Annotated in this window: 18 protein-coding genes; 15 read left to right on the top strand and 3 right to left on the bottom strand. The window is 74.9% G+C overall.

What is annotated here, in order from left to right; genetic code table 11:
- Nucleotides 1-81 precede the first annotated feature (81 nt).
- From shc to CRV15_RS02355, 6 genes are all read left to right on the top strand, one after another.
- Nucleotides 82-2,115, top strand: coding sequence for a squalene--hopene cyclase (gene shc / locus CRV15_RS02380; protein ID WP_003962495.1), 2,034 nt, complete (start codon nt 82-84; stop codon nt 2,113-2,115).
- Entirely contained in the window at nt 2,115-2,852 is a 738-nt protein-coding gene (locus CRV15_RS02375) for a phosphorylase family protein (protein WP_009998002.1), read from the top strand. The genes shc and CRV15_RS02375 overlap by 1 nt, the downstream gene beginning before the upstream one ends.
- 5 nt (nt 2,853-2,857) lie before the next feature.
- Nucleotides 2,858-3,880, top strand: a complete 1,023-nt coding sequence (hpnH, locus tag CRV15_RS02370) for an adenosyl-hopene transferase HpnH (protein ID WP_003962497.1) — start codon at nt 2,858-2,860, stop codon at nt 3,878-3,880.
- 73 nt (nt 3,881-3,953) lie between these two features.
- The gene (locus tag CRV15_RS02365) at nt 3,954-5,381 is read left to right on the top strand and encodes an aspartate aminotransferase family protein (RefSeq protein WP_044972271.1); all 1,428 of its coding nucleotides are present in this window, start codon (nt 3,954-3,956) and stop codon (nt 5,379-5,381) included.
- A gap of 98 nt (nt 5,382-5,479) precedes the next feature.
- A complete protein-coding gene (locus CRV15_RS02360) occupies nt 5,480-6,100 on the top strand; it encodes a helix-turn-helix domain-containing protein (protein ID WP_003962499.1) in 621 nt (206 codons plus the stop codon).
- A gap of 64 nt (nt 6,101-6,164) precedes the next feature.
- Nucleotides 6,165-6,353, top strand: coding sequence for a DUF6126 family protein (locus CRV15_RS02355; protein WP_009998003.1), 189 nt, complete (start codon nt 6,165-6,167; stop codon nt 6,351-6,353).
- 85 nt (nt 6,354-6,438) lie between these two features.
- Here the strand turns inward: CRV15_RS02355 and CRV15_RS02350 are convergent, their stop codons facing one another.
- Nucleotides 6,439-7,251: a tyrosine-protein phosphatase gene (locus tag CRV15_RS02350; protein WP_009998004.1), complete on the bottom strand. Its 813-nt coding sequence runs from the start codon at nt 7,249-7,251 to the stop codon at nt 6,439-6,441.
- A gap of 200 nt (nt 7,252-7,451) precedes the next feature.
- Here CRV15_RS02350 and CRV15_RS02345 point away from each other — a divergent pair, with 200 nt between their 5' ends.
- The 3 genes from CRV15_RS02345 (at nt 7,452) to CRV15_RS02335 (ending at nt 12,009) form a co-directional block, all read left to right on the top strand.
- On the top strand, nt 7,452-9,590 hold the full coding sequence (locus CRV15_RS02345; protein ID WP_003962501.1) for an alpha-galactosidase: 2,139 nt from the start codon (nt 7,452-7,454) through the stop codon (nt 9,588-9,590).
- Nucleotides 9,591-10,075: 485 nt separating this feature from the next.
- Nucleotides 10,076-11,029 (top strand): peptidoglycan DD-metalloendopeptidase family protein, encoded by a 954-nt coding sequence (locus CRV15_RS02340; protein WP_009998006.1) that lies wholly within the window; start codon nt 10,076-10,078, stop codon nt 11,027-11,029.
- Nucleotides 11,030-11,199: 170 nt separating this feature from the next.
- Complete coding sequence (locus tag CRV15_RS02335; protein WP_003962504.1) at nt 11,200-12,009, top strand: SGNH/GDSL hydrolase family protein; 810 nt, start codon at nt 11,200-11,202, stop codon at nt 12,007-12,009.
- A gap of 395 nt (nt 12,010-12,404) precedes the next feature.
- Here CRV15_RS02335 and CRV15_RS02330 read toward each other — a convergent pair whose 3' ends face one another.
- Nucleotides 12,405-13,025, bottom strand: a complete 621-nt coding sequence (locus tag CRV15_RS02330; protein ID WP_003962505.1) for a TetR/AcrR family transcriptional regulator — start codon at nt 13,023-13,025, stop codon at nt 12,405-12,407.
- Between the two features lie 88 nt (nt 13,026-13,113).
- The gene (locus CRV15_RS02325; RefSeq protein ID WP_009998008.1) at nt 13,114-14,292 is read right to left on the bottom strand and encodes a Glu/Leu/Phe/Val dehydrogenase dimerization domain-containing protein; all 1,179 of its coding nucleotides are present in this window, start codon (nt 14,290-14,292) and stop codon (nt 13,114-13,116) included.
- 503 nt (nt 14,293-14,795) lie between these two features.
- Between CRV15_RS02325 and CRV15_RS02320 the strand changes: the two genes are divergently transcribed.
- From CRV15_RS02320 to CRV15_RS02295, 6 genes are all read left to right on the top strand, one after another.
- The gene (locus CRV15_RS02320; RefSeq protein WP_009998009.1) at nt 14,796-16,064 is read left to right on the top strand and encodes an MBL fold metallo-hydrolase; all 1,269 of its coding nucleotides are present in this window, start codon (nt 14,796-14,798) and stop codon (nt 16,062-16,064) included.
- An 861-nt stretch (nt 16,065-16,925) separates the two neighbouring features.
- The gene (locus tag CRV15_RS02315) at nt 16,926-18,803 is read left to right on the top strand and encodes an ATP-binding protein (RefSeq protein ID WP_009998011.1); all 1,878 of its coding nucleotides are present in this window, start codon (nt 16,926-16,928) and stop codon (nt 18,801-18,803) included.
- A 4-nt stretch (nt 18,804-18,807) separates the two neighbouring features.
- The gene (locus CRV15_RS02310; RefSeq protein WP_003962509.1) at nt 18,808-19,242 is read left to right on the top strand and encodes a roadblock/LC7 domain-containing protein; all 435 of its coding nucleotides are present in this window, start codon (nt 18,808-18,810) and stop codon (nt 19,240-19,242) included.
- A 2-nt stretch (nt 19,243-19,244) separates the two neighbouring features.
- On the top strand, nt 19,245-19,613 hold the full coding sequence (locus tag CRV15_RS02305; RefSeq protein ID WP_003962510.1) for a DUF742 domain-containing protein: 369 nt from the start codon (nt 19,245-19,247) through the stop codon (nt 19,611-19,613).
- Nucleotides 19,591-20,244, top strand: a complete 654-nt coding sequence (locus CRV15_RS02300) for a GTP-binding protein (protein ID WP_003962511.1) — start codon at nt 19,591-19,593, stop codon at nt 20,242-20,244. The genes CRV15_RS02305 and CRV15_RS02300 overlap by 23 nt, the downstream gene beginning before the upstream one ends.
- Entirely contained in the window at nt 20,241-20,813 is a 573-nt protein-coding gene (locus CRV15_RS02295) for a GAF domain-containing protein (RefSeq protein ID WP_003962512.1), read from the top strand. The genes CRV15_RS02300 and CRV15_RS02295 overlap by 4 nt, the downstream gene beginning before the upstream one ends.

Below are 20,813 nucleotides of genomic sequence, written 5' to 3'. Positions count from 1 at the left end.
GCCGGTGACCGGCTGACCCCGTTCACCCGCTGACGGCGATCCCCGCACAGCACCAGGCACCACGCACGGCAAGGGGAAGCGATGACAGCGACGACCGATTCCGACGGCGGGCCCCTCAGGCCGGCGGCGACCGGCACGGCGGCGGACACGGCGGGCCGGCGGCCCCCCGTACCGGGCCGGCCGGGAGCGCCCGGCACCCCCGGGCTCACCGAGACGGCCCGATGGGCCACCACCCGTTCGGTCGAGCACCTGCTCGGCCGGCAGCACAGCCAGGGCTGGTGGAAGGGCGACCTCCAGACCAATGTGACGATGGACGCCGAGGATCTGCTGCTGCGGCAGTTCCTCGGCATCCTGGACGCCCGCACCGCCGAGGCCGCGGCCCGGTTCATCCGCGGCGAGCAGCGCTCCGACGGGGCGTGGGCCACCTTCCACGGCGGCCCCGGCGATCTGTCCACCACCGTCGAGGCGTATGTGGCCCTCCGGCTCGCCGGGGACCTGCCCGGGGACCCGCACCTGGCCGGTGCCTCCGCCTGGGTCCGCCACCACGGCGGCATCGCCGGGACCCGGGTCTTCACCCGGATCTGGCTGGCCCTCTTCGGCTGGTGGCCCTGGGACGAACTGCCCGAGCTGCCACCCGAGCTGATCTTCCTGCCCTCCTGGTTCCCGTTGAACATCTACGACTTCGGCTGCTGGGCCCGGCAGACGATCGTCCCGCTCACCGTCGTCTCCGCGATGCGGCCCGTGCGCGCCGCGCCCTTCGCCCTGGACGAGCTGCACACCGACCCCGCGAACCCCCGGCCGCCGCGCCCGCTCGCCCCGGCCACCACCTGGGACGGACTCTTCCAACGCGCGGACCGGACGCTGCGCCGCCACCGGCGGCTGGTGCCGCGCCGGCTGCGCCGGGCGGCCCTGGCCGCCGCCGCCCGCTGGATCGTGGAACGGCAGGAGAGCGACGGCTGCTGGGGCGGAATCCAGCCACCCGCCGTCTACTCCCTCATCGCCCTGAACCTCCTCGGCCACGATCTGGACCACCCGGTGCTCCGGTCCGGCATCGCCTCCCTGGACCGCTTCGCCGTGTGGCGCCCCGACGGCTCCCGGATGGTGGAGGCGTGTCAGTCGCCGGTCTGGGACACCGCCCTCGCCACCGTCGCCCTCGCCGACGCCGGGCTGCCCGCCGACCACCCGGCCCTGGTCCGGGCCGCCGAGTGGCTCCTCGGCGAGGAGGTCGTGCGGACCGGGGACTGGGCGGTGCGCCGCCCCGGACTCGCCCCCGGCGGCTGGGCCTTCGAGTTCCACAACGACACCTACCCCGACATCGACGACACCGCCGAGGTGATCCTCGCGCTGCGCCGGGTCAGCCATCCCGACCCCGCCCGGGTGGACGCCGCCGTCGCCCGCGCCGGGCGCTGGACGCTGGGCATGCAGTCGGCCGAGGGCGGCTGGGCCGCGTTCGACGCCGACAACACCAGCCCCTTCCCCGACCTGCTCCCGTTCTGCGACTTCGGCGAGGTGACCGACCCGCCGTCGGCCGACGTCACCGCGCATGTCGTGGAGATGCTGGCGTACGAGGGCCGCGCCCACCATCCGCGCGCCCGCCGGGGCATCGACTGGCTGCTGGAGCGGCAGGAGAGCTGCGGCGCCTGGTTCGGCCGCTGGGGCACCAACTACCTCTACGGGACGGGGGCGGTGGTCCCGGCCCTGATCGCGGCCGGAATCCCGGCGGCCCACCCGGCGGTGCGCCGCGCCGTGCACTGGCTGGTCTCCGTGCAGAACGACGACGGCGGCTGGGGCGAGGACCAGCGCTCCTACCAGGAGGAGGGCTGGGCGGGCCGCGGCGCGTCGACGGCGTCCCAGACGGCCTGGGCGCTGCTGGCGCTGCTCGCCGCCGGGGAGCGCGACGGCGGGGCGGCCGAGCGGGGCGTGGCGTATCTGGCCGGTACCCAGCGGGGCGACGGCTCCTGGGACGAGCCGCACTACACGGGGACCGGCTTCCCGTGGGACTTCTCCATCAACTACCACCTGTACCGGCAGGTCTTCCCGCTCACCGCGCTCGGCCGCTATCTGCACGGCGAGGGCGCGGCGGCCGTCGCCGCCCCTCTCCGGCAGGGCGGCTGATGGCCCGCCCCGAGCCACCGGGGCCCGGGACGGGGCGGGCGCCCGCCCCGTCCGGCCCGGGAACGGCTCCCGGTGCCGGGCCGGGCGGCCCCGGGGAGCCCGTCCGGCCGGACGGCCCGGGGCCGCTGCTCCTCGTCTGCGCGCTCGGGGTCGAGCGCCTCGCCCTCCGCGAGGCCCGCCCGCCGGGGCCGGTGACCGTGCTCCGGACCGGCATGGGACCCGCCCGGGCCGGCCGCGCCGTGGCCGCGGCGCTCGCCGACGGTCCGCCGCGGGGCACGCCGGTCCTGGTGTCCGGCTTCTGCGCCGGTCTGGTCCCGGGCATGCGCCCCGGGGACGTCGTGGTCGCCGACGCGGTCGGCGGCGGCCCCTTCGGCGCCGTCGTCCGCTGCACCGCCACCGCGCTGCTGGCCGCCGCCGTCGCACGGGCCGTCCCCGGCCACCGGGTGCGCACCGGCCCGCTGCTCTGCTCCGGCCATGTGGTCCGGGGCGCCGAGCGGGCCCGGCTGCGCACCACCGGGGCCCTCGCCGTCGACATGGAGTCCGCCGCCGTGCTGCGGGCCGCCCTGGCCGCCGGTGCCCGCCCGGTTGCGGCCGTCCGGGTGGTCGTGGACGCCCCCGGGCACGAGCTGATCCGCCCGGGCACGGTACGCGGTGGAGTATCGGCTTTCCGTGTACTTCGTGCCGTGCTGCCCGCGTTCCACGAATGGCACCGTTCCCTGCCGCTCCCCAGGAGGTGAGCCAGATGGCCATGCCGCTCCGCCAGACCATCCGGATCGGGACATATCTCTTCCGTCAGAAGCTGCGCAAGCGGGAGAAGTTTCCGCTGATCGTCGAATTGGAGCCGCTGTACGCCTGCAATCTCGCCTGCGAGGGCTGTGGAAAGATCCAGCACCCGGCCGGGGTGCTCAAGCAGCGGATGCCGGTCGCCCAGGCCGTCGGCGCGGTGCTGGAGTCCGGCGCCCCCATGGTCTCCATCGCGGGCGGCGAACCGCTGATGCACCCGCAGATCGACGAGATCGTGCGCGAACTCGTGGCCCGGCGGAAATACGTCTTCCTCTGCACCAACGCCCTGCTGCTCCGCAAGAAGCTCGACAAGTTCACCCCGTCCCGCTACTTCGCCTTCGCCGTGCACATCGACGGACTGCGGGAGCGGCACGACGCGTCCGTCGCGAAGGAGGGCGTGTTCGACGAGGCGGTGGCGGCGATCAAGGAGGCCCAGGCGCGCGGCTTCCGGACCACCACCAACTCGACCTTCTTCAACACGGACACCCCCCAGACCGTCGTGGAAGTGCTCGACTACCTCAACGACGAGCTGCGGGTGGACCAGATGATGATCTCGCCCGCGTACGCCTATGAGAAGGCGCCCGACCAGGAGCACTTCCTCGGCGTCGAACAGACCCGGGAACTGTTCCGCCGGGCGTTCGCGAACGGCAACCGGCGGCGCTGGCGGCTCAACCACTCGCCGCTCTTCCTGGACTTCCTGGAGGGCAGGGCCGACTTCCCCTGCACGGCGTGGGCGATCCCCAACTACTCCCTCTTCGGCTGGCAGCGGCCCTGCTATCTGATGAGCGACGGCTATGTCCCCACCTACCGGCAGCTCGTCGAGGAGACCGACTGGGAGAAGTACGGACGGGGCCGCGACCCGCGCTGCGCCAACTGCATGGCGCACTGCGGCTACGAACCCACCGCCGTGCTCGCCACCATGGGTTCCCTCCGGGAGTCCCTGCGCGCGGCCCGCGAGACCGTGTCGGGGAACCGTGGCTGAGCCCCCGGCGCCGCCCGGGGCCCCCGGCCCCGCGGCGGCCGGACCCCGCGGCGGCCCCGGGCGGCCCGTACCGGTGTCCGCGCCCGCCGGGGCCGGGACGGCGCCGCCGCCCGGCTTCGATCTGCGGGCGCTGCTCGCCGCCCGCGGGGGCGAGCGCCACGAGCTGCACAGCCGCCACCTCAACCCCCAACTGCCGAGGATGCTGCGGACCATCGGCTTCGACCGCGTCTACGAACGCGCCGAGGGCGCCTACCTCTGGGACGCGGACGGCCTCGACTACCTCGACATGCTCGCGGGCTTCGGCGTGATGGGCCTCGGCCGCCACCACCCCGTGGTCCGCCGGGCCCTCCACGACGTCCTCGACGCCTCTCTCGCCGACCTCACCCGCTTCGACTGCCCGCCGCTGCCCGGACTGCTCGCCGAGCGGCTGCTCGTCCACAGCCCCCATCTGGACCGGGTCTTCTTCGGCAACAGCGGCACGGAGGCCGTCGAGACCGCGCTCAAGTTCGCCCGCTGCGCCACGGGCCGCCCCCGAGTCCTCTACTGCGAGCACGCCTTCCACGGACTGACCTGCGGCTCCCTCTCGGTGAACGGGGAGGACTGCTTCCGCGACGGCTTCGGGCCGCTGCTCCCCGACACCGCCGTCCCGCTGGGCGACCTCGCCGCGCTGGAACGGGAGCTGGCGCGCGGCGACGTGGCCGCGCTGGTGGTGGAGCCCATCCAGGGCAAGGGGGTCCACGAGGCCCCGCCCGGCTTTCTGCGCGCCGCCCAGGAGGCGCTGCGCCGCCACGGGGCCCTGCTCGTCGCCGACGAGGTGCAGACCGGTCTGGGCCGCACGGGGGACTTCTACGCGTACCAGCACGAGCCCGGTGTCGAGCCCGATCTGATCTGTGTGGCGAAGGCGCTCTCGGGCGGCTCGGTCCCGGTCGGGGCCACCCTCGGCCGGGACCGGATCTTCCGCGCCGTCTACTCCTCGATGGACCGGGTACTGGTCCACTCGGCCAGCTTCGGCGGCAACGCCCAGGCCATGGCCGCCGGACTCGCGGTCCTCTCGGTCATCGAGGACGAGCGGCTGACCGAGCGCGCCAGGACCACCGGCGGGCTGCTGCGGGAGCGGCTGGCCGCGCTGGTGGACCGGTACGAGTTCCTGCACGCGGTGCGCGGCCGGGGGCTGATGATCGGGATCGAGTTCGGCCGCCCCCGCTCCTTGGGGCTGCGGGCCCGCTGGAGCATGCTCCAGGCGGCCAGGCCCGGGCTCTTCGCCCAGATGGTGGTGGCCCCGCTGCTGCACCGGCACCGGATTCTCACCCAGGTCTCCGGCGATCGGCTGGAGGTGATCAAGCTGATCCCGCCCCTGACGATCGGCGAGCGGGAGGTGGACCGCTTTGTGACGGCCTTCACAGCGGTGATGGACGACGCCCACGGCGGGGGCGGACTGATCTGGGAGTTCGGCCGGACCCTGGCCGGGCAGGCCCTGGCACAGCCGCGCCGACCGCGCTGACCTGGGCCGATCCCGAAGAAGAGCCCGGGGAAACCGGCGGATTTTGCCTCTGAGGCAAGAAACTTGCCTCAGAGGCAGTTTCCTGGCGCAATGGTCCTATGCAGACCCCTCCCGGGGGCCACCCCCCGGACCTCCGAACCCCCGCGGGGCAGCTCCCGGCCGAGCTGCCCGACGTGGCGCCCCGGCTGCGCGACCTGCGCCGCCTCCGGGGGCTCACCCTGGAGGCCGCGGCCCAGCGGGCAGGGCTCTCACCCGCCCACCTCTCCCGGCTGGAGACCGGCCGACGGCAGCCCTCGCTGCCGATGCTGCTCTCCCTCGCCCGTATCTACGGTACGACGATCGCCGAGCTGCTGGGCGAGTCGGCCCCGCAGAGCGACCCGGTCGTCCGGGCGGGGCGGCGCGAGCCCGCGGCGGCCGACGGCTGGACCTACCACCAGGCGGGCGTCCCCGGCCGCGCCATGCAGCCACTGCGGCTGCTCGTGCCGTACGGGGCCCAGGGCGATCTGGTCCGCGTCCACCCGGGCGAGGAGTGGATGTACGTCCTCGACGGGCGGCTGCGCCTCACCCTCGGGGAGGCCGTGCACGAGCTGGGCCCCGGGGACAGCGCGCACTTCGACTCGCTGACCCCGCACCGGCTGGCGGCGGCCGGACGGGAGGGCGCCGAGCTGCTGTTCGTCCACACCCTGTTGCAGAGCCCCGACCTCCATCCGCACCCCTGAGCGCCCCGTCCGCCGTGCCCTGTCCGGCTCTCTTCGCCCATCGCTATTCGCTATGAGGAGCGACATGTCCGAGATATCTGACAACTCCGCAGGCTCCGCCCCCTCCGCCGCGGCACCGCTGCCCGGGAGGACCCAGGGCAAGCAGGAGGGGAAGTTCCCCCGGGGGCTCGTGATCCGGCTCTTCGCCTATCTGATCGCGGGCCATGTCTTCGCCTTCTTCCTCTATCTGCTCTTCGAGGTCGGCGCGAAGTGACGGCGGGCGGCCGGCCGGACCCGGACGGCCCCTGGGGTCCGGCCGCCGCCGGGCATCCGTGCGGCGGCGGCCGGACCCCGTGGGGTCACTCCTTGTCGAGCAGCCGCTCCCGCAGGCGTTCACGCGTCGCCGGGGCGAGCCCCAGCCCCCGGCCGAGATAGCCCTCGACGCTTCCCCAGGTCCGCTCCATGGTCTCGAAGGCGGCCCGCAGATACTCCAGCCGCGCGTCGAAGAGCGGCGCGAGCAGCTCCATCACCTCCGGTGCCATCGCGGCCGGGGAGTCGTCGCGGCGGCGCACCCGGTAGCGGCGGTGCGGATCGTTCGACACCAGATAGTCGGCCTCGACCGCCTCCCGCTCCACCCCCACCGCGAGCAGCGTCACCGCTATGGAGAGCCCCGCCCGGTCCTTGCCCGCGGCGCAGTGCATCAGCGCGGGCACGCTGTCCTCCGCGAGGGCACGCAGCAGACGGCCGTGCTCGCCGGTCCGCTCCAGGACCATCGACCGATAGGAATCGGTCATCCGCGCGGCACCCCTGCCCTCGGCCAGGATCGAGCGGAGCTGGTCCAGATCGCCCTCGCGGACCATCCGCCAGAACTCCGCCCCGGCCGCCGGGTCGCTCAGCGGCATGCTCACCAGCCGCACCCCGGGCAGCTCCACGTCCGGGCCCTCCAGGCGGACGTCGGCGGCGTTGCGGAAGTCGAAGACGGTGTGCAGCCCCAGTGTGTCCAGGAAGGCGGCGTCGGCCTCGGTCGCGTGGGCCAGATGGCCACTGCGGAAGAGGCGTCCGTGCCGCACCCGGCGGCCGTCCGTGGTCGGCAGTCCGCCCACGTCGCGGAAGTTGCGCACCCCGGTCAGCTCGGGCTCGGTCGACGGGACCCGCGGCAGCTGCTGCGTCACCAAGTCTCCTTCGGTCACGGCCGTCGGCGCGGCTCGCCGACGGTGGCATTTTCCTGACGATACGGCACCCGTTTCCGTCTGTTTACGCGCGTTTCCGAGCGGCCTGGCGGACGAGGGCCCGTTGCACCCCGCTCCCTCCCGACGGATGATGTGCGGACCTGTGCGGACCTGTGAGTATCTGCGGCAGACGGAGGGGTCGGATGATCGAGACCGTCGGACAGGGGCGTACGTGGGTCCTCTCCGGCCCCTCGGGCAGCTACGCGCTCCACCTCACGGACCGCGACGAGCTGCTGCACCTCCACTGGGGGCCCCGGATCACGGGCGCGGACGCCGAGGAGCTGGCCGTCGGCGCGCTGCCGCCCTACTGGCCCTTCGAATCCCCGCTGGACGGCCATGAGGAGTACCCCGTCGAGGGCGGCCCGCGCTTCGTCCGGCCCGCGCTCTCGGTCCGCACCCCCGAGGCCCGCGGCACCGAGTGGCGCTTCACGGGCGCGTCCGTCAGCGGGCCCGGCGGCCCCGGTCGCCCCGGCGGGCCCGGGGACGGCGAGGAGCTGCGCCTCGGCTTCCACGACCCCGTCCACGGCCTCGGCCTCGTCCTCCACTACCGGCTGCGCGAGGGCTTCGACGTCGTCGAACGCCACGTCACCCTGACGCACGAGGGGGACGGGCCCGCGCTGGAGCTGCTGCGGGCCGACTCCGCCGCCTGGACCCTGCCGGGACGCGACTCCTGGCGGCTGAGCAAGCTGCACGGGCGGTGGGCGGCCGAGTCCCGGCTCGAACGCACCCCGCTGGCCCACGGCGAGCAGATCATCGGCAGCCGCCGGGGCCACACCGGCCATCAGCATCTGCCCTGGGTCGCCCTGGACGCCGAGGGGGCCACCGAGGAGAGCGGCGAGGTGTACGGCTGCGCGCTGGGCTGGTCCGGCTCCTGGCGCATCGCCGTCCAGCGGCTGCCCGACGGACAGGTGCAGATCACCGGGGGCGCCGGGCACGACGGGTCGGGGCTGCTCCGGCTCGCCCCCGGGGAGTCCTGGACCTCACCCGTCTTCGCCGGGCTCTGGAGCCCGGACGGCTTCGGCGGCGCCAGCAGGACCTGGCACGCCTGGCAGCTCGCCCATGTCGTCCCGGGCGCCGCGGGGGAGCGGCCCGTCCTCTACAACTCCTGGGAGGCCACCGGCTTCGACATCTCCGCGGACCAGCAGCTTGCGCTGGCCCGCCGGGCCGCCGGTCTCGGGGTGGAGCTGTTCGTCGTCGACGACGCCTGGTTCGGCGCGCGCACCAGCGACCGCGCCGGGCTCGGCGACTGGACCCCCAACCCGGAGCGGTTCCCCGGCGGGCTCGCACCGCTCGCCGACGCGGTGCACGCGCTCGGGATGGGCTTCGGCATCTGGGTCGAACCGGAGATGGTCAACCAGGACAGCGACCTCTACCGCGCCCACCCCGACTGGGTCCAGCACCACCCCGGCCGCACCCGGACCGAGCTGCGCCATCAGCTCGTCCTGAACGCGGCCCGCCCCGATGTCCGCGAACATCTGTGGCGGCAGCTCGACCGGCTGCTCGGCAGCGCCCGGATCGACTATGTGAAATGGGACTTCAACCGCTGCTTCACGGACCCGGGCTGGCCCGGCGACCCCTATCCGCAGCGGCTGTGGGTCGAGCATGTCGAGGGCCTGTACGGGCTGCTCGACCGGTTGCGGGCGGCGTATCCGGCGGTGGCGTTCGAGTCCTGCTCCGGCGGCGGCGGCCGGATCGACCTGGGCGTCCTCTCCCGTACGGACCAGGTGTGGACCTCCGACAACACCGACCCGCTGGACCGGCTGGCCATCCAGCACGGCTTCACCCAGATCCATCCGGCGCGGGTGATGGCGGCCTGGGTCACCGACAGCCCCAACACCCAGCTCAACGGGCGGCGCAGCTCGCTCCGCTTCCGTTTCGTCAGCGCCATGGCCGGGGTGCTCGGCATCGGGGGGCAGCTCACCGGGTGGAGCGAGGCGGAGCTGGCCGAGGCACGCGACTGGGTGGCGCTGTACAAACGCATCCGCCCGCTGGTGCAGCACGGCGAGCTGTACCGGCTGCGGCCCCCCGGGGGCGGGCTGAGCGCGGTGCAGTATCTGCGGGGCGGGGAGAGTGTGGTGCTCGCCTGGCTCCAGGCCCAGCACTACGGGGAGCGTCCGCCCCGGCTGCGGCTGCGCGGTCTCGATCCGGCGGCCGTCTATGTCCGTCCGGAGACGGGGGAGACCCATCGGGGCGCGGTCCTGCTCCACCACGGGCTGCACACCGGTCTCAGCGGGGATCTGGACGCCGAGGTGATCCGGCTTCAGCGTCAGCCATCACCGTGAATGGCCCTGTCCATCACTTCTGACCGTTTTGAGTGATTCATCGCGCATGCCCCATCTTGCGGCGTGGGGCGCCCCGTTGGTGAGCAGGATCATAGTGGTGACCGTCCGTGCGGTATGACTCCGCGTCAAGGGAGGGCGGGTTCTCGGAGTTAACGGTTCCGGTTCTACGGAGGGTGACGGACCGGGGTGCCGTCGTCACTCTGTGGATCTTCGTTCCCTTGGTGGAGCGGCTTGTTCCGGTTGGCGGCGTTCGTCTACGGTCCTGGCCGTCCGGGCGGACCGCCGAGTCCTGCCGCCGTCCGGACCTCCCATCGGACAGCACCGTGTGGCAGGAGCGGGGGACCCAGGTACCCCAGGTACAGCGCCGGACGGCCGCGCACACCGCGCGCCGGACGGCTCGGGGTGAAGCCGCGCGCGAGCGCGGCCGGGCAGCTCCAGCCCGAACCCGACAGCTCACCTCGCAGGCGCCGGAGAGGAACAGCGCCATGCCCCAGGGCAAGCACCGACGTACCCGGAACCGCTCGATCACCCGTGGGCTCCTCGCCGCGGGGACCGGAGGGGCGGCCCTCGCGCTGCCGCTGATCGGCGCCTCCGGCGCCCATGCCGCCTCCGCCTCCGCCGCGGCCCCCTCGGCCGCCGTGGCCCCGGCCACCGCCGAGCGGAGCGCCGCCGCGCCCGCCGGTGCGGCGCGGGACGGCGCTCCGGAGGCGGCCGTCCACCGTGTCGTCGCCGGGGACCATCTGGCCCGGATCGCCGAGGAGCGGCAGATCCCCGGCGGCTGGCAGCGGCTCTACGCCGACAACCGGGAGGCCGTGGGCGGCGACCCCGCGCTGATCCACCCCGGGCTCGAACTGACCCTGGCGGCGGGCGCGGACGGCCGCGACCGCGACCGGGGTGACGACCGTCCGGCCGCCCGCGCCGCCGCCGCTGCGGGCGGCCAGGGCCCGGCCGCAGCCCCGGCTCCCGCCGTGCCGACCGCTCCCGCCGTGGCGGCCGTCCCGCAGGCCGAGGAGCCCGCCGCCCCCGCCTCCGGCGGGTGGACCACCCCGCTCGCCTCCGGCGGCGTCACCACCCCCTACCGCGCCACCGGCTCCCTGTGGTCCAGCGGCTACCACACCGGCGTCGACTTCTCCGCCGCCACCGGCACCCCGGTCCGCTCGGTGGGCCCGGGCACCGTCGTCTCCGCGGGCTGGAACGGCGCGTACGGCAACGAGATCGTCGTCCGGCACGCCGACGGCACCTACTCCCAGTACGCCCATCTCTCCGCCGTCTCCGTCGCCGCGGGCCAGGGCGTGACCGGTGGCCAGGAGATCGGTCTCGTCGGCTCCACCGGCAACTCCAGCGGACCCCATCTGCACCTGGAGATCCGCACCGGCACCGGCTACGGCTCGGACATCGACCCCGTCGCCCATCTGCGCCAGTACGGCGTCACCCTCTGACCCGTGGCCCGCGCCCCCGGCCCGGGGCACTGCAGCCCATCCGTCCCCCGTACCGCTCCGGCGGTCCGGGGGACCGGCGTATTCCCCCCGCGCGTGATATCGATGGTGGTAAACATCACGCCGCGTCAACCCCTCCTTACGGTCGCGTAGGTCACATCCGTGCGGACAAGATGGTTGCCGTGGCAGACGATTCGAGAACAAAGAACGTGAATGGAATCGGCGGAATCGGGTCGTACGCGGCGATCGGTGACAGTTTCACCGAGGGTGTCGGGGACCCCGGGCCGGACGGAGCGTATGTCGGCTGGGCGGACCGGTTCGCGGTCCTGCTCGCCGACCGGGTGCCGGAGCACAGCTTCCGGTACGCCAATCTCGCGGTACGCGGCCGGCTCCTCGACCAGATCGTGGCCGAGCAGGTGCCGAGGGCCAAGGCGCTCGCACCGGACCTGGTCTCGTTCTGCGCCGGGGGCAATGACATCATCCGGCCCGGCAGCGACCCCGACGACGTGGCCGAACGCTTCGAGCGCGCCGTCGCCGAGCTGACCGGTGCCGTGGGCACGGTGATGGTGACGACCGGGTTCGACACCCGGGGCGTGCCGGTCCTGCGCCATCTGCGCGGCAAGGTCGCCACCTACACCGCGCACGTCCGGGCCATCGCCGACCGCTACGGCTGCCCGGTCCTCGACCTGTGGTCGCTGCGGTCCGTGCAGGACCGGCGCGCCTGGGACGACGATCGGCTCCACCTCTCCCCCGAGGGGCACACCCGGGTCGCCCTGCGCGCCGCCCAGGTGCTGGGGCTCCCGGCCCCCGCCGACCCCGACCAGCCCTGGCCGCCGCTGCCGCCCCGGGGCACCCTGGAGGTGCGGCGCGACGACGTCCAGTGGGCGCGCGAGTATCTGGCGCCCTGGATCGGGCGGCGGCTGCGCGGCGTCAGCTCGGGCGACGACATCGAGGCGAAGCGTCCGGACCTGCTCCCGCTCTGACCCGTCCGGCCGGTTGGTTCCACGGCGGGGCGCGGAACCGTCGGCTCCGCCCGCCCGGCCAACGTGCCCGCGCCCATACGGGCGTGGGCGCCCGCCACTTCGCCGAGCCGCGCGAGCGGCACCGGTCCCGGACCGTCCGGTCCGACCAGTCGCCGCCGGTGCAGTCGATCAGGGTGGCGTCGAGCCCCAGGGCCCGGCAGCCCGGGGTGACACGGCCACTCCCGGACCGGTCCGACGGGGTGCGCGTCGGCGAGCGGCACCGGCAGGGCGTCCACCCGGACGACGGTGTCGCCCCTCGTGCCGCCGGTCACCAGGACGTCGCAGGGGCGGGGCGGACCGCCGGGAAACGGGCCCGGCACTCCCGGGCGGGGGAGCGGGCGATACGGCGGCGGGGCTCAGCGGACGGCGGCGGTCAGCGCGTCCCGGTCGAGCCCCAGCTCACGGGCGAGGGCCTCGTCGGTCCACGCCAGCATGGCCGCCCGCGACAGCGACCCCGCGTAGGAGGTCATCTGGACCGCGAGCCCGTCCAGGAAGGCCGTGAGCCGCCAGGCGGCCTGGGCCGGGTCGGCGCAGGGGAACTCGCCGTTCGCCGCGCCCTCGGCGATCACCTCGGTCAGCGCGGCCTTCCACTGCTGGTCGAGATCGCGCGCCACCTCCCGCAGCGCGGGCTCGCGCAGCGCCACCGCCCAGCCCTCGATCCACAGCCGCCAGCCCTTGGCGGTGCCCGTGGGCGCGTACCAGCGGACCGCGCTGCGCAGTCGGCGCAGCGCGGTGGTGCGGCGGCTCAGCAGCTTGCGCAGATGGGCGAGGTCGGCGTCGGCGGCGTGCGTGAAGGCGGCGGCCACCAGCTTCTCCTTGGTGGAGAAGTGGTACAGCACCAGGGCGTTGCTCACCCCGAGCGCCGAGGCGACGTCCGCGATCCGCACCGCGGCGACGCCCCGCTGTTCGATCTGTTCGACCGCGGCACCGAGAAGTTCCTCACGCCGCTCCGCAACGCTCAACCGCACTCTGGCCATTGGGCCAGCGTACACAGCGGCTCCGGGGCGGACCCGGCCGGTGTCCTCCCGCCGGAGCGGGGCGGAGGGACGCCGTCCGGGCGGGGGCTCAGCCGTACCAGCCGAAGCGCTCGGTGATCACCGGGAGGCGGTCGGCCGCTATCGCGTGGGCGGCGGCGCGGGGGCTGATGCCGTCGGCGTCCGCCCGTTCCAGCATTCGGCCCGTCAGCTCCCGCATGGAGCGCCGGACATGGGCGAACGCCTCCTCGGCGTCGGCGCCGATGTCCCCGAAGAGGGTCCACCACCACCAGGCGTTGGTGGCGGAGTTCACGACCACGTCGGGCAGGACCGTCACCCCGCGCCGGGCGAGCCGCGCCTCGGCCTCCGGCAGGACGGGCATGTTCGCGGCCTCGGCGATCCACCGGGCCCGCACCCCGGACTCGTTGGCGGTGTCCACGGCGTACGAGACCGCCGCCGGAACCAGGACGTCCGCGTCGACGGCGAGCCAGGAATCGCCGGGCAGTTCCCGGTCCCCGGGCCGCAGCGCCGCGCGGTCGACGGCGCCGTGCGCGTCCCGCCCGGCGAGCAGCCGGGCCACGTCCAGGCCGCCGGGGTTGGCCATGGTGCCCTTGATGTCGGCGACCGCCACGATCCGCAGTCCCGCCCGGTCGAGGAAGTAGGCGGTGGCCCCGCCCATCGTCCCGAAGCCCTGGAGGCCGACCCGGGTGCCCCGGTGCGGGACCCCGGCCCGGTCCAGGGCGGTGAGCACCGACTCGGCGACCCCGCAGCCGCCCACCAGTTCGTCGAGCCCCCTGCCGTCGACCGTGACCGCGAACGCGTCGGCCAGCCGTCGCCGGGCTGCGGTCTCGTCGTCGAGCAGCCGGTACACGGCCTGGACGGAGGAGACGAGACCGGCCTCGGCCATGGCCCGGTCCACCGTGTCCTGGCTCAGCCCCAGATCCTCCCCGGTGGTCCACAGATGCTCGACATAGGGCCGCATGGCGCGCAGATAGCGCACCAGGATGCCGAAGGCGCGTGGGTCCTGGGGGTCGCAGTCGATGCCGCCCTTGGCGCCGCCGAGCGGTATGTACTTGCCCTCGGGGTTGTAGTGGAGGGCTTCCTTCATGGTCATCCCCCGGGCGAGGCCCGCCACTTCCTCCAGGGTGCAGCCCTCGCGCATCCGCAGGCCGCCGCTCGCGACGCCGCGCACCAGCCGGTCCACGACGAGGTGGCCCCGGCGGCCGGTGACATGGTCGGTCCAGGTGAGCGACAACAGGGGGGTGGTCATCGAGGGCTCCTCGGGGGTGGTGAGGGACAGCGGTCGTCGGCCCCGGCGGCACCGGGCCGGCCGGGGCGCGTCACCCGTCACGCCTCTTGACTGAACAGTCGGTCAGTATGCCGGAGCGGTGACGCCCGCTGTCAACATGATCACCGACAGCGGCGGGCCGGATTGGCGTGGACTGTACCGCGCGGTAGCCCCGCCCCGGGGACGGGCCCCGGCCGCCCGGAGCCCGCCGTGCCGCCCCGGCCCCGCCCGGTGCCCCGCTGCCCGCCCAGGAACACCCCTGGCGCCCGGGACGTTGGTCCGTGCGTGACCGAGCATGTCCGCCCCCGGGTCCCACCCGGGGCCACGGCCGGGCGCCGCACCGGCCCCGGCCCGCGCGGACGGGCGCCGCACCGGCCCGGTGCGGCGCCCGGGTCACGGTCCGCGGGCGCTCCCGTGCGGCGGCACTCCAGCCGCGCTGCGGCGACCCGCGCACATAATAGGAAGACCCGACACCAGGAGGTGCCGTGACCGGCGCTGGCTATCCCCGCTCGCTGACGACCCGGCTGCGCTCCCTGCGCCCGGCGGCCTTCGGTGCCGACCCCGCCGGCGCCCGGATGGAGCGAATCCGCCGCTCACCGCAGTTCGCCGACGGGTCCTTCCAGAACCCCCTGGGGGCCAGGACCCGGCCGTCGGGCGCCTCGCTGGCAGAGTTCGCCAAGATCTACTTCCAGCGTGAGGCCCGGGTCCGCAGGGCGCCCGCGGGCCCGGTGCCCCTCCACCCCACCACCCGCGCGGATCTCGCCGTCCCCCCGGCGAGCGGACTGCGGCTCACCTGGATGGGCCATTCGAGCGTGCTCGCGGAGATCGACGGGGCCCGGCTGCTCTTCGACCCGGTCTGGGGCGAGCGCTGCTCCCCCTTCGCCTTCGCCGGGCCCAAGCGGCTCCACCCGGTGCCCGCCCCGCTCGCCGCCCTCGGCTCCGTCCACGCCGTCGTGATCTCGCACGACCACTACGACCACCTCGACCTGCCCACCATCAGGGCACTGGCCGCCACCGGCACCGTCTTCGCGGTCCCGCTGGGCGTCGGCGCCCATCTCGAACGGTGGGGGGTCGCCCCCGACCGGCTGCGCGAGCTGGACTGGAACGAGACCACCCAGGTGGCGGGCGTCCGGCTGACGGCCACCCCGGCGCGGCACTTCTGCGGACGCGGGCTGCGCAACCGGCAGCACGCCCTGTGGGCCTCCTGGGCCGTCGCGGGGCCCGAGCACCGGATCTACCACAGCGGGGACACGGGGTACTTCCCCGGATTCCGCGACATCGGCGCCGGACACGGCCCCTTCGACGCCACCATGATCCAGATCGGTGCGTACAGCGAGTACTGGCCCGACATCCATATGACACCCGCCGAGGGGATGCGGGCCCATCTCGACCTCCAGGGCGGCCGTCCCTCCGGGGCGATGCTGCCGATCCACTGGGGCACCTTCAACCTCGCTCCGCACCCGTGGTCCGAGCCCGCCGAGGGCACGGCCGCCGCGGCGGCGGAGAGCGGCGCGGCGATCGCGCTGCCCCGGCCCGGCGAGCCCTTCGAGCCCACTGCGGGCGCCCTCCCCGCCGAGCACTGGTGGCGCGCCGTCGCGGTGCCCGACCGCTCCGGCGGGCCCGGCGCGCCCGCCGGGTCCCCGGTCACCGTCCGTGAGGCCGGGTCGGCCCCGGCGGGGGTGGGCTCCGGCCCCGGCGGCCCCGAGGGGACGGGCGGCACCGGCACCCCGGGCCTGGCGGCCCCCACCTCCTGAGGACACCGCCGGGCCCGGCGGCCTCCACCTCCTGAAGGCGCCTCCGGGCCCGGCCCGCCCTCCGGCCGGCCCCACTGCCCGACGCCGCCCTCGCGCCACTCCCGGCCCGCCGTCCGATCGGGGCCCGGGCCCCTCCGGCTCCGGGCCTCCCGCCCCTCCGGCGGGGGGTTCCGCCGCGTTGGCCGGGTTCCTTGGGGCCCGGGGCATGCGTCACTCCCGCGCCGGCCCCCCGGCTGCCGTATGGCTCGGTGCGCCACTTCCGGCCCGCGCCCCGGCCCCCCGGCCCGCCGGTCGAGGCCGCCCGCGCGTGACGTGCCCCGGTCCGCCGCCCGGTCCACCGCCGGACCCCCGCCCTGCGACGGGGGCCGCCCGTCTCCCGGCCCGGCCCCTGCGGCACCCGGCGGCACCGCGCGGGCGTCGAACGCGGACATCGCGCGGGCGACCGCGCCCGGTCGCGGGTTGACGCCGGACACCCGGTCGCGCGGCGCCGTTTTCGTACCGGAGTACGGGGCCTCATACCAGAGCAGGGTGAATAGCGGGGAAGTTTGTCAACTCCCCCGCATCTTTGCTCGTTGGACGACTACCGTGTGTGGCCGGTGATCAACGGTGGGCTGATCCCGCCCGTGCCGGAACGCCGTTGACCGCGTCGTGCCCCCACCGAGCGAGACCCCCGCAGCACCGCCGAACCCTGGGACCCCCCACGTACCAAGGACGCAGATGACTCCCTTACGCGCACCCGTGACACGGCCGGAACGCCGTGCGGACGGGCGCCCCGGCAGGCCGGAGCCCCACTCCGCCGCCCCGGCGGACGGCCGGCGTCCCCCCTCGTCACCACCGCACCCACCGCCGTCGGCCCGGTCCGTGCCCGAGGACCGCATCCGGCCGCGGCTGCTCCGCACCGCGGTCCTGCCCACCCTCGTCACCGCCGTCAGCGGTGCCGCCGCGGTGGCCTTCACCGTGCACAGCGCCGACCCCGAGCCCTCCACCACGCTGTGGACGGTGCTCACGGGCACCGCCGGGCTGGCCATGGCCTCCGTGGCCGCCGCCGCGTCCGGGGCCGAGCGGATGGCCGCCTCCCTCCTTCAGCGCTGCCACGCCCTGCGCCGCGCCACCGAGCGCCGCCAGGCCGACCTGCGCACGGTGGTGGAGGGCCTGCGGCACGGCGAGGGCGGCCCGCCCCCGGGCGGGCCCCAGCCCGACCCGCCGCACCGCGACGAACTCGACGAACTCGCCGTGGAGCTGGGCCGGGCGCACGAGAGCGCCGTCTCGGCCGTGGTCCAGGCGGCGCGGCTCTCCCACAACATCGGCAACGAACAGAAACTGGAGGTGTTCGTCAATCTGGCGCGGCGGCTCCAGTCGCTCGTCCAGCGGGAGATCCAGCTCCTGGACGACCTGGAGAACGAGGTCGAGGACCCCGACCTCCTCAAGGGCCTCTTCCAGATCGACCATCTCGCCACCCGCATCCGCCGCCACGCGGAGAACCTGGCCGTGCTGGGCGGAGCCATCTCCCGGCGGCAGTGGTCCAACCCGGTCACCATGACCGAGGTGCTGCGCTCGGCGATCGCCGAGGTCGAGCAGTACCCCCGGGTCAAGGTGGTGCCCCCGGTCGAGGGAACCCTGCGCGGCCACGCCGTCGCCGATGTGATCCATCTCCTCGCCGAACTGGTCGAGAACGCCTGCGCGTTCTCCAGCCCCCACACCCAGGTGCATCTGCGCGCCCAGCAGGTCACCGCCGGGATCGCCGTCGAAGTGGAGGACCGCGGGCTCGGCATGCCCGTGGACGAGCAGAACCGGATGAACGCCCTCCTTGCCGATCCCGACCAGGTGAGCGTGGCCCGGCTGCTCCAGGACGGGCGGATCGGTCTCTTCGTGGTCGCCTCGCTCGCCCGCCGCCACGGCATCGCGGTCCGGCTCCAGTCCAATATCTACGGGGGAGTCCAGGCCGTGCTCGTCCTGCCCCAGGGGCTGATCGGGAGCGAGGGGGGCGGACTGCACCCCGCCGAGGCGTCCAGGGGCGCGGACCCCCGTACGCCCAGGACACCGCCGGTGCCCGTCCCCCGGGCCCCCGCCCCCGAACCCGCCGCGATCCCCCGGAGCGCTCCCGTGCCCCAGCTCCCGCGCGTCCCGGAACAACAGCCTCCGCCCGGCTGCGAGACGGCGGGGTGCGAGACGCCCGGCTGCGCGGCACCCGCCCGCCCCGGGGCCCCCGGCGCGGAGTGCCGTACGGCGGGGGAGGGGACGGCCCACGGGGAGTGGGGCCACCCGGAGGAACGGTCGCGGCCCTCCGTACAGGAGCCCGGCTCCGCCTACGGGGTCCCCCGTACCCTCGCCCCCCTGCCGGTGCGCACCGGGGGCGCCGACCGCCCCCGCCCGGGAGCCGCGCGCCCCGGCGCCCACCGGCGGACCGCGCCCGCCGCCCCCCAGGCCCGGGAGCGGCCCGGCACCCCCGTCCTCCCCATCGGCGCCGTGTCCGACGGACCGGGACGGCCGCAGCTCCCGACCCGGCGCAGCCAGGAACACCTCGCCCCGCAACTGCGGGCGGGCCCGCCGGGAAAGGGGGCCGGGCGGACCGGCGGGACGGGCCGGCCGGTCCACGACCCCGGGCTGATGGCCGCCTTCCGGCGGGGCATCCGGCTCGCCGAGGCCGAGCCCCCGCCGTCCCTGCTCTACACCCTCCCGGCGGACACCCCCGCCCCCCACCCCGAGCCAGAGCGCCACGACGACATCCCCAAGGAGTAGCACCATGGCGAGCGATGTGCCGACCGGCCATGTATCGGATCTCGACTGGCTGCTGGGCGGTCTGGTGCAGCGGGTGCCGTACACCCGCAGCGCGGTTCTGCTCTCCTCCGACGGTCTGGTGAAGTCCGTCCACGGCCTGGAACCCGACAGCGCCGACCATCTGGCGGCGCTGGCGTCCGGTCTCTACTCCCTGGGGCGGAGCGCGGGAGTCCGCTTCGGTGACGGCGGGGAGGTGCGCCAGGTGGTCGTCGAACTCGACTCCACCCTGCTGTTCGTCTCCACCGCGGGCTCCGGGACCTGTCTCGCCGTCCTCGCGGACCGGGAGGCCGACGCCGCCGTCCTCGGCTATGAGATGGCGATGCTGGTCAAGAGCGTCCGCCCCTATCTCACCACCCCGGCCCGGCAGTCCGGGGGAGCGCCGGGCGCCGCGGGGCACTGACCGTGCCGGCCCCCGACAGGCCGCTCGTCGACGACGAGGCCGGCCGGATCGTCCGGCCGTACACGGCGAGCGGCGGCCGGACCCGCCCCACCGCGCCCCTGGATCTGCTCTCCCTGGTGACGGCCACCGGGCGGGCCCCCGCGCGGGCGCTGGGGCCCGAACACGCCCTGGCGCTCGGCCTGTGCGCCCGACCGGTCTCGGTGGCCGAGGTCTCCGCGCACCTCGGGCTCCCCGCGGCCGTCACCAAAGTGCTGCTCTCCGACCTCGTCGACTGCGGCGCGGTCGTCGCGCGAGCACCCCGCAGTCCCGTTCCACCGACCGACCGTTCCTTGCTGGAGGCAGTGCTCGATGGCCTACGACAACGGCTCTGACACCGACCGCTTCGGGGGGCGACACCCCGGCGGCGGCACACCCGACGACGCTCCCACCGCCCTGAAGATCCTGGTGGCGGGAGGTTTCGGGGTGGGCAAGACGACCTTTGTGGGGGCGGTCAGCGAGATCGAACCGCTGAGCACCGAGGAGTTGCTGACCCAGGTCAGCGTGGCGACCGACCCGCTCGACGGCGTCGAGGACAAGTCCGCGACCACGGTGGCCATGGACTTCGGCCGGCTCAGCCTGGACGCGCGCCATGTGCTCTATCTCTTCGGGACCCCGGGCCAGGAGCGTTTCTGGTTCATGTGGGACGAGCTGTGCCGGGGCGCCCTGGGCGCGATCGTCCTCGCCGACACCCGCAGACTGGAGGACTCGTTCTCCGCCGTGGACTTCTTCGAGGGGCGCGGCATGCCCTTCGTCGTCGCGGTGAACGAGTTCGACGGCGCGTACCGCTATGAACCGGACGAGGTGCGGACCGCGCTCGGCCTGCCGCCGCGGGTGCCCGTGGTGATGTGCGACGCGCGGATCGCCAGCTCGGGCATCGGCACCCTGGTCACCCTCGTCCAGCACCTTCTCACCACCACCGCCGCGGTCCCCGCCCCGCGGCCGAGCCAGGGAGCACCGACATGACGTACGACCCCACGGGCCATCTGCTGCTCACCCCCGTCGACCAGGAGGCGCCGGTGCGGGTGAGGCGGCTGCGACGGCTGGGCTTCGGGGACCGCCCCGATCCGGCGTTCGATGCCTTCGCCGACCGGCTCGCCGAGGTCACCGGAGCCCCGTACTCGATGGTCAACTTCATCGACGAGAACCGGCAGTACTTCGCCGGGCTGCACACGCCGTCCGGGCGGCACAGCGGGAGCGATCTGACGGCCGCCGCCGCCTCGGGCGGGGCGGTCGGCCGCTGCATGGCCCGTGACCACGGCTACTGCCCCCATGTCGTGGTGCGGCGCAAGGCGCTGGTCCTGGAGGACGTCTGCGACTATCCGCGGTTCGCGGGGAACCCGGTCGTGGACGAGATCGGCATCCGCTCGTACCTCGGCGCTCCGCTCATCGACCGCACCGGTATCGCGCTGGGCACGATCTGCGTGGTCGACACCGAGCCGCGGCCCTGGGGCCGGGCGGGACTGGAGACGATCAAGGCGTTGGCGGCGGAGCTGGTGGAGCAGATCCACCGCCGCGAGGACGGATATCTGTGA

Origin of the sequence: Streptomyces clavuligerus (genome assembly GCF_005519465.1) — a bacterium.
In the GTDB taxonomy this organism is placed as follows: Bacteria; Actinomycetota; Actinomycetes; order Streptomycetales; family Streptomycetaceae; genus Streptomyces; species Streptomyces clavuligerus.
This window is presented reverse-complemented; position numbering and strand designations above follow the sequence as displayed.